General features: G+C 57.6%; 4 protein-coding genes and 1 pseudogene. 3 read left to right on the top strand and 2 right to left on the bottom strand.

What is annotated here, in order from left to right; all coding sequences use genetic code 11:
• The first annotated feature begins 231 nt into the window (after nt 1-231).
• Nucleotides 232-534 carry a hypothetical protein gene (locus tag G3446_RS25910; protein ID WP_164456553.1) on the top strand — a complete coding sequence of 101 codons (303 nt, stop codon included), beginning with the start codon at nt 232-234 and terminating at the stop codon, nt 532-534.
• A 216-nt stretch (nt 535-750) separates the two neighbouring features.
• Here the strand turns inward: G3446_RS25910 and G3446_RS25905 are convergent.
• Nucleotides 751-1065, bottom strand: a pseudogene (locus G3446_RS25905) (transposase); the annotation flags it as partial.
• A 159-nt stretch (nt 1066-1224) separates the two neighbouring features.
• Between G3446_RS25905 and G3446_RS25900 the strand changes: the two are divergent.
• Complete coding sequence (locus G3446_RS25900; protein ID WP_164456552.1) at nt 1225-1671, top strand: hypothetical protein; 447 nt, start codon at nt 1225-1227, stop codon at nt 1669-1671.
• Between the two features lie 312 nt (nt 1672-1983).
• Here G3446_RS25900 and G3446_RS25895 read toward each other — a convergent pair whose 3' ends face one another.
• Complete coding sequence (locus G3446_RS25895; RefSeq protein WP_164456551.1) at nt 1984-2673, bottom strand: peptidoglycan DD-metalloendopeptidase family protein; 690 nt, start codon at nt 2671-2673, stop codon at nt 1984-1986.
• 665 nt (nt 2674-3338) lie between these two features.
• Here G3446_RS25895 and G3446_RS25890 point away from each other — a divergent pair.
• Nucleotides 3339-3737 (top strand): AAA family ATPase (locus G3446_RS25890; protein WP_342450250.1); only part of this gene is annotated, 399 nt, incomplete at its 3' end.

Here is a 3737-nt window from a genome sequence, read left to right as displayed (position 1 = left end):
CGCCGAAACTTCGACCATGGGGTCATATTTTAAGCCATTGTCCCGTAAGATGAAACAGACTTTTCGGCCAGGCACTACTTAATCACCCTCTCCAGGCTCAAAAAGGTCCCGTGTGCATTCATCCCGCTTCCGAGGCCTGGGGCCAGGCTTCTGGCGCTTGAGGGGGCGCTGGAGGCGTCGCTCGAGCTCCTCGACGAAGGCATCTGGGCCGAGCGGGCGACCCGTGCTGGCATGAGCGTGCAGCAGATCGGCGATATTCGAGGCATCGGGCTCGCCGATGAACCGGTCCCAGTCAGCGACCAGCTCCACGGTCACGAGCGCATCGTCAACGCCTGCCAGATGGGCTGTGGCAATGGACCATGGCCAGTCTTCTGGCCGGCCAGCAAGCGGTGCTCGCACGGGATTGCGCTCCACATACCTGGCGGCAGCGAGCAGATGTCGCTCGTCCATGACGAAGGAATGGGCCTTGATCAACAGTTGGACCGGTGGACGAGCGAGAGAGACTGTGAAGAAATCCGCCGTAGGTTGGGCTGAGGTACGAAGCCCAACATGGCGGTCGGCCTAAGACACTGATTGTTGGGCCTCCTGCGTCGGCCCAACCTACGGTAAGATGCGGTCTTCGCGGTGCGCCCGGAATACTTTCACAGTCTCGAGAGCGAAGTCCACCGAATCTCCTCGCGATCCCGGCAGATTGCGTAGCGCTTGCTCGACCTACAGAAGCCGGCCTGGCGAAACGACGATCGACGCCAAGGAATGGAAGCGCTCTCGCCAGTGGTGCCCTCGCCAGCCTTCCCGAAAGTTGATCCTGCGCGTGTACCGGCGGTGCGCCTCGCCCAGCGCATCACGCAGCCCGAGCTCATCGGCTGGCACCAAGATCAGGTGAACATGATTCGGCATGAGGCAGTAAGCGAGGACGCTCGTGCCACAGGCTCGGCAGGACGATGACAGCAAACGCCGGTACTCGGCATAGTCGTCATCGCACAAGAAGGTCTGCTGCCGTCGGTTGCCGCGCTGGGTCACATGATGAGGGAGTCCAGGAACCACGGCTCTCGGAAGCCTCGCCATCGGTCGATCAATCCTTTGCTGCTAGAACCCCGGCCTATTTTCTAGCCTACCCAACAGGTTCCGGCTAGCTATTAAGTAAGCTGTCCCCGGAACCTGCATGACATCCACCGCCTGCACCACGGCCCCGCCTTCGACTGGGACATCTACCGCGGTGTCCTCATGCTCCAGTTCCTGCTTCCGGGAGCGCCGAACATCTGGTACGGCAACGAGGTCGGACTCGCGGGACACGCCCAGAGCATCGAAGGCTGCCGCTACCCGATGGAGTGGCGCGAGGACAGATGGAACCTGGACTTCCGCCGGCTCTACCGGACCCTGGCCCGCCTGAAGCGCGACGAGCCAGTCCTCACGGACGGAGGCCATCGCGTCCTGCTCGCCACGGAGTCGCAACTGGCCTTCGCGCGCTTCGGCCAGGGCACCGCCTTCGTCGCCCTGCTCAACCGCGCCCCGGACAAGAGTCGCATCGACCTGCCCGTCGACCGCCTCGGCGTCTGCGAACAGGCCGAAGAGGTCTTCGATGGCCGGTCGATTCCGGTCGTGGAGGGTGTTTTGAGTCTCCAGCCGAGGCCCAGGGAGAATTTGCTGTTGAAGCTCGTATTCGCGGATTGACCGGGGCGTCTTCTGTCGATCGGAGGTGACGCCGGGAAAGGGTTAGAGGGCAGTGCACCAAGACGGACATGAGTCCCCTGCTTGGGGGCCTCGGCACCGGATGCCGAATCTCCTTTCCAACTCAGTCGATTGCGCTGCGCTTGCCCAACCAGAAGCCACCCTGGCCAAGCGATGATCGACGCCCTTTCCCCCAAGCTCCAACGGTCCCGGTCTCGTCCCAAAACGATTCAGATCGTCGCTCGCTGCACTCGGACGATCTAACCTTATTCGTTATTCGTTATTCGTTATTCGTTATTCGTTATTCGTTATTCGTTATGCATTTATTCGCACTCGCTTTCCCGGGACTCCATGTTCTACTGCCTCCCACTTACCATCTCTATACACTTGGTAATCCTTAAAACAGCATGGCAATCCCCCAGCCTCTAAAAGATTTGGGTTATTCATAAGCTGGAAATGGAGATGGGGCGCAGTTGAGTTTCCGGAATGTCCCACTTGTGCTAGCTCTTGTCCTTCATTTACCTTTTGCCCCGGTGAAACTTTTATTGAGCCGTTTCGGGCATGAGCGATAAGCGAAAATATACCGTCGTCCTTTTTTATGATAATAAAATTCCCAAGCACGGGATGCAGGTCTTTGTTACTTTTTCCTTGGAAAAATAATCCGTTTTTCAATACTACTGCAAGATCGCGAACTATATGGACAGGATTCCGTTCTTCTAGCCCATCTTTAGCCTCGATGACCTCCCCGTCGAAAGGAGCATATATCGGTTTTGACCAGCAATATGTGTCTTGGAGTTTAACGCCAAATATCAGGCTCTTTAATATTGGCGTTTTATAAAACTTATATCCTTTGTGCTCCCAATCTATCTGAAAAAAATCATATGCGTATCTCTGACCCAATTGGTCGGTTCCATGACTTGGCACTGTGTGGCCTGGTGTATTAGCCGCACACCATTCCCCTGATAATGGAAATCTAACTGGGATTGGATCAATCGTTTCTGACACGACTTTTCCTCTTATGCACAACGACACACCTAATCTGATCTATGCTGCGCCATGATAAGCACAAAATAAGGCCTTGATCATCAGTTGGACCGGTAGGGTGGACGAGCGAGAGCGAAGTCCACCGAATCTCCTTGCGATCTCAGCAGATTGCGCTGCGCTTGCTCAACCTACGGAACTGAAGTTTTGCCCTTTTCGAGGGGAGCTGCGCCTGGGTAGGGAGAGTTTTCGAGGGGTTTGCCCGTTTTCGCGCAAACCCCACCGAAACCTCGCGAGCCCAAGTCACGGCTGAGCTGGGCATTCTCAGAACCGCGAAACTTGAGCTACGGAAGCCGGCCTGGCGAAACGATGATCGACGCCCAAAATAATGCACTGAGCCACGCACGCAGTATGGGGTCGGCTTGAGGTGCGTGTTAGATCGTCGCTCGCTGCGCTCGGACGATCTAACCTTATTCGTTCTGAATATAGGTCCCTATGGAGGCGGGCGCAAAGGACGCAAAGGACGGTGTCAGGTCTTGTCTTTTGCTTTTTCAGGCTGTGACCAATAGGGTTCGCTTGCGAGTTCGTCCAGGGCGCAAGGCAAGACCCGTCCCCCACGGCCCCCGCGCGGCCCTGCGCCTGCGGCGGCTACACGTTGAAGACGATTCGCGAGCACTTCGGCCTTCCGCATCGGCCGATTCGCTACGAGGTACAGAACAGGCAAAACGCAAGACCTGACACTGCTTTGCGCTGCTTTGCGTGCGACCGGCAACGTCATGGACATGTACAAGAGCATCGCCTGGGAGCTGGGACTGGCGGTGGAGCGCAACCGCGCCGCGGCCTTCCGCACCATCCGCGCCGAAATCACCCGCTTGAGCCTGGAGGCCAAGCAGCGCCCGGTGCTGATCGTCGATGAGGCCCATCATCTGCGCAACGATGTGCTCGAGGATCTGCGTCTTCTGACGAACTATCAGATGGACGCCGACAATCGCCTCTGTCTGCTGCTGGTCGGACTCACGGAGCTGCGCCGGCGTCTGAGCATGGCGGTGCATGAGTCGCTCGCCCAACGCATCGTGGTGCGCCATCAC

The organism is Thiorhodococcus minor, assembly GCF_010820565.1.
GTDB classification, from domain to species: Bacteria; Pseudomonadota; Gammaproteobacteria; order Chromatiales; family Chromatiaceae; genus Thiorhodococcus; species Thiorhodococcus minor.
Note: the sequence above shows the minus strand (reverse complement) of the source record. Positions and strands in the feature narration are given on the sequence as shown.